Source organism: Bacillus sp. AFS001701 (assembly GCF_002559405.1).
Taxonomy (GTDB): domain Bacteria; phylum Bacillota; class Bacilli; order Bacillales; family Bacillaceae_G; genus Gottfriedia.
Genome location: NZ_NTZO01000503.1, coordinates 1 through 4,091, shown reverse-complemented (window position 1 = coordinate 4,091; position 4,091 = coordinate 1). Strand labels below are relative to the sequence as shown.

The following is a 4,091-nucleotide window of genomic DNA, read 5'->3' as shown; positions in this document are numbered from 1 at the left end:
CTCCATATTTAATGAATAATCGAACAACCTTCAACTGTTAAAATTAAAGTAATAGTTTCGAAAACAATTCAGATTGGAAGGTTACGAGGAGAGTTGTAATGACTACAATTAAAGAAATTGCCGAAAAAGCAGGGGTATCGATTGCTACTGTTTCAAGAGTGCTTAATTATGACCCTGCACTATCAGTGAGTGACGATACAAAACAAAGAATTTTTGAAACAGCAGAAAAGCTTTCATATAAGAAAAAATCGAAAGTAAAAAAGAATATTGCTAAAATCGCACTTGTTAAAGGTGATAATGGAAATGAAGAATTAAATGATCTCTTTTATATGCTAATTCATTTTGGGATTGAAAATAAGTGTGAACAACATTCCCTGCACATTTCTACTTTTTTTCGTGGAAATGAAAAGGGGATGTTAGATGAACAAATACTTGGTGTGATTGCATTAGGTAAGTTTGATGATCAGCAGATTAGCTCATTGAAAAAAGTATCCAAAAATATCGTTTTTGTTGATTTTTCACCAGATGAAGAGAAATATGATTCTGTTGTTACAGATTATGAGAATGCTATTATAAAAGTTTTAGATCATTTTATATCGCATGGACATCAAAAAATCGGATATGTTGGTGGACGCGAGTATGACAAGAAGCAAGGTCAAAAAATTAATTCCCGAGTGAAAACCTTTAAAAATTATTTGGAAGAAAAGGGACTCTTTCGAAAAGAGAATCTTTACTTAAGTGACTTTACAGCTGAAGCAGGGTTTAATTTGATGAACAAAGCAATTCGAGAACAAGGTGGAGATTTGCCAACAGCATTTATAATTGGTTGTGATACGATGGCTGTCGGATGTCTAAGAGCACTTCATGAAGCAAAAATATCAGTACCAGAACGTGTAAATTTAATCGGAATGAATGATTTTGTGTTTTCAAAATATCTTTTTCCTAGTTTAAGTACTTTGAAGGTTTACACTGAATTAATGGGTGAATCTGCTGTGGATTTATTAATGGAAAGACTTTTAGGTAGGAAAGTAGCCAAAAAAGTGATTGTTCCTACGACGTTAAAGATTCGTCAAAGTAGCCTTTAAAGCAACTATTTGCGAAATTTGTAAGATAATTGCTAAAAATTAAACATTTTACTTTTAATCTTAACTCTTTTTAGTATAATTAAAAATTAAAAGGAGTGGGAACGTGAAGGTTGGGTATTTAGGTCCTGAGGCGACTTTTACACATGTTGCTGTTCGGTCTGTTTTTAAGAATGATGAACATATTGCTTATTCTAGTATTCCAGTTTGTATGGATAATGTAGCTGAAGGGGAAGTTGATTTAGTTGTCGTTCCAATAGAGAATTCGGTTGAAGGATCTGTGACTACAACAATTGACTATCTTGTACATGAACAGCCATTAAAAATGGTTGGTGAAATTATTATACCGATAAGACAGCATTTATTGATGGCAAAAGGACAAGCACATCGAGTAAAAGATATTGAGGTGATTTATTCTCATTCTCATGCGTTAGCTCAGTGTCACACATTTTTGCATAATCAATATAAATATACAAAGTTAGAACCAGTTACTTCTACAAGTGCTGCAGCTAAAATGGTTAGTGAGCAATCTAATGAGTGTATAGCTGCAATCGCTAACGAATTTGCTGCAAAGAAATATGGATTAGAAATTGTTGCTTCAGATATTCACTCTAACTCATATAACCACACGAGATTTGTTGTTTTGCAAAGACAAGATGCTAAATTAGAAACAAGTTATTTTCAACCTAAACATACTAAGGCAACTCTAGTTATTAACATGCCGGAGAATCATGCTGGTGCGCTTCACCAAGTACTTTCTGCATTTGCATGGAGAAAAATTGACCTTTCAAAAATCGAGTCACGTCCGACTAAAACTGGATTAGGAAATTACTTTTTCATTATTGATGTTGAGATGGGCTATGATGAAGTATTATTGCCTGGAGTAAAGCAAGAATTGGAAGCTTTAGGTTTTTCAGTTGATGTTGTAGGAAGTTACTCAACAATCTCATTATAAGAAAAGAGAAGGTATAAGAACCTTCTCTTTTATATTTTTTATTTTCACATTAATAGTAGTAATAAGGGGGAGGACAATAGTAACCTGGTGGGCAATAGGAGTAAGGATAGCCATAACCATAACCCCAAAATGGGAAAAATGGAAAAAATGGAAAAAATGGACGGAAGAACGGACGGAAAAATGGACGTCCAAATCCAAATCCAAACCCAGGTCTACCAAATCCAAATCCAGGTCTTCCAAATCCACCATGAAACCCTCCGAATCCACCGTGGCCAAAGCCGCCACCACCAAATCCATGTGGACGATACTCATGTTCATTCGACATATAAAAAACCTCCTTTACTTATGAGTTTTACATAATCAAAATATGCAGGACAAAAGTGGAAGGTTTGGGCAAATTATATATTATAATGAATTAGAAAATTAGAATTATTTAATAATAAACTTTCTATTTTAAAACTTAATCATTCAATAAATTAAACTTACGAATACGATATTGTAAGTTTTGTCTACTGATGCCTAATTGTTTTGCAGCCTTTGTAATATTGCCGTTATGATCATTTAGAACATTTATAATATGCTGTTTTTCTTTGTTCAATAAAGTATTTTTTAAATTTGATTTATCATCTATTGATTCTGGCTGAGATAATGTAACTTCTCTTTGTCGTTGAATGATCGGAGAAGTACTTGTATTTCTTTTTTCATTAAAAAACCTAGATGGTAATTGAGTTGTAGATATAGTTGTTTCATTTTCTACTAAGTTCATTGCACCTTCGATCATATGTTCAAGTTCGCGTATATTACCTGGCCAGTTATGATTCAGGAAGAAGCTTGTTACAATTTCATCTAAATTAGTTACCCGATGGCCGAAAAGACGATTATATTTTTGAATAAAGAAGTTTGCTAACAACAATATATCTTCGAAGCGTTCACGTAGTGGCGGTAGAAATAATGAAACGACACTTAGACGGTAATATAAGTCTTTACGTAAATGATTATTTGCGATTGCTTCAATAGGGTCTTCGTTTATCGTAGCGATAATTCGAACATCTAATTCTTTTTCGTTAATTTCACCTATTCTTCTAACTTTACGTTCTTGAATAACCCTTAAAAGTTTAGCCTGTAAGTTAGGGCTAAGTGAATTAATTTCATCTAATAATAATGTTCCACCATTTGCCTCTTCAAATAATCCAGGCTTATCAATTGCCCCAGTAAATGCTCCTTTTTTTGTCCCAAAAAGAATACTTTCAATTAAGGATTCTGGAAGAGCGGCGCAATTTTGAGAAATGAATGGCTTTGTTGCTCTTTTGCTAGCATTATGAATACTTTGAGCGAATAGTTCTTTACCTGTTCCAGTTTCTCCTACAATTAATACTGATGAAGAAGTTTTGGCAGATCTTTTTGCATCTTCAATTATGCTTTTAAATGACTCGGATGTTCCGATTAGTTGTTCAAATGTATAACGTGTATTTCGATTTTGAAGAATACCTTCCTGTACAGATTGCTTTAATTCTGTCACGTCGCGAACCATTTCAATCGCACCAATAATTTTATTTTCTTTCATTATTGGGTAAGTATCATTGATTGTCGTAACTTCTTTTCCTTTATTATTAAAATAAGATTGTTTAATATTTTTTCGTACTTTACCTTTTTGGAGTGCATCAAGTAAGGTGCTCGATTGGTTTTTTTGAAACGTGAAGACATCTAAAAGGTTTTTATGTAAGACATCCTCTTCATTCATCATTTCGATTTCCATCATTTTGCGGTTATACACCATTGTATTTGCATCTTGATCAACTACATGTATACCGATATCTATTTCTTCTAATATTAATTGTAATAGTTCATCAACAGCTAAAAAGTTTTGCTTATCATTTTTCATATAATTCTCTCTTTTCATAATAACAATAGAAAAAATTTGCACTTCTAACAATTTTTGGTAAGATAAAAAGGCAGTTTTTTTCCGAATGTGCTAATTTTCTTTGTTAATCGTTTTTTTGCTGCAAATATTCTATGCATATTTTAATTAATTTTGCGCCTGAATGCAAAAATGT

At 32.6% G+C, this 4,091-nt stretch carries 4 protein-coding genes; 2 read left to right on the top strand and 2 right to left on the bottom strand.

Going from position 1 to position 4,091, the window contains the following annotated elements; all coding sequences use genetic code 11:
• Nucleotides 1-98 precede the first annotated feature (98 nt).
• On the top strand, nucleotides 99-1,085 hold the full coding sequence (locus tag CN514_RS21715; RefSeq protein ID WP_098234362.1) for a LacI family DNA-binding transcriptional regulator: 987 nt from the start codon (nucleotides 99-101) through the stop codon (nucleotides 1,083-1,085).
• 103 nt (nucleotides 1,086-1,188) lie between these two features.
• Nucleotides 1,189-2,037 (top strand): prephenate dehydratase, encoded by an 849-nt coding sequence (gene pheA, locus CN514_RS21710; RefSeq protein ID WP_098234361.1) that lies wholly within the window; start codon nucleotides 1,189-1,191, stop codon nucleotides 2,035-2,037.
• Nucleotides 2,038-2,086: 49 nt separating this feature from the next.
• Here pheA and CN514_RS21705 read toward each other — a convergent pair whose 3' ends face one another.
• Together CN514_RS21705 and CN514_RS21700 are read right to left on the bottom strand one after the other, a co-directional pair.
• The gene (locus CN514_RS21705) at nucleotides 2,087-2,362 is read right to left on the bottom strand and encodes a hypothetical protein (RefSeq protein ID WP_098234360.1); all 276 of its coding nucleotides are present in this window, start codon (nucleotides 2,360-2,362) and stop codon (nucleotides 2,087-2,089) included.
• A gap of 135 nt (nucleotides 2,363-2,497) precedes the next feature.
• Nucleotides 2,498-3,919: a sigma-54 interaction domain-containing protein gene (locus tag CN514_RS21700; protein ID WP_098234359.1), complete on the bottom strand. Its 1,422-nt coding sequence runs from the start codon at nucleotides 3,917-3,919 to the stop codon at nucleotides 2,498-2,500.
• Between the last annotated feature and the right edge of the window lie 172 nt (nucleotides 3,920-4,091).

Excerpts from the sequence above, each read along its gene's own strand:
- CN514_RS21715 (WP_098234362.1), top strand. The coding sequence starts at position 99 with ATGACTACAATTAAAGAAATTGCCGAAAAAGCAGGGGTATCGATTGCT.
- CN514_RS21705 (WP_098234360.1), bottom strand. The coding sequence starts at position 2,362 with ATGTCGAATGAACATGAGTATCGTCCACATGGATTTGGTGGTGGCGGC.
- CN514_RS21700 (WP_098234359.1), bottom strand. The coding sequence starts at position 3,919 with ATGAAAAATGATAAGCAAAACTTTTTAGCTGTTGATGAACTATTACAA.